A 650-nucleotide genomic window follows, 5' to 3' on the forward strand; every position below is an offset into this window, starting at 1 on the left:
GACCGGGCCCGTGCGGATGAGGTGTTGGCGGCGCTGGTGCGGGTGTTGGAGCAGTTCGCGGAGGACCCGGAGATGCCTCTCGGCCAACTCGGGTTGCTGGACGGGGAACGGTTGGACCGTGTGACGCGGGACTGGCAGGACGTGTCCCCCGAGGTGCCGTCAGGGACGCTGCCTGAGCTGCTCGCGGAGCAGGTGCGGCGGACGCCGGATGCGCCGGCTCTTGAGTCCGGTGATGCCGCCGCGTCCGGTGAACACAGGCTGACGTACGCGGAGTTGGAGGCTGAGGCGGGTCGGCTGGCGCGGTATCTGATCGCGGCCGGGGTGGGTCCGGAGCGGCGGGTCGCTGTCGTGGCTGAGCGGTCGGTGGGCACGGTGGTGGCGTTGCTGGCGGTCTCGATGGCGGGCGGGGCCTTCGTTCCACTGGACCCCGCGCACCCTACGGACCGGCTCGCTCTGGTGCTGGAGGACGGCGACCCGGTCGCGGTGCTGTGCACGCGGGCCACTTGGTCCGTGCTGCCGGAAGGAGCCCGCGGGCGGGTGATCGTCCTGGACGATCCGGAGACCGTAACGGCTGTGGCCGGCTGTGCGCCGGGTCGGGTGGTGGATGCGGAGCGCATCGTGCCGTTGGGGGTGGCGAATGCGGCGTATGT

General features: G+C 71.8%; 1 protein-coding gene. It reads left to right on the plus strand.

What is annotated here, in order from left to right; genetic code table 11:
* A partial coding sequence (locus tag AC31A1_RS52270) for an AMP-binding protein (RefSeq protein ID WP_489660053.1) occupies nucleotides 1-650 on the plus strand: 650 nt, incomplete at both ends.

This window comes from Streptomyces sp. P5F9 (genome assembly GCF_057961495.1).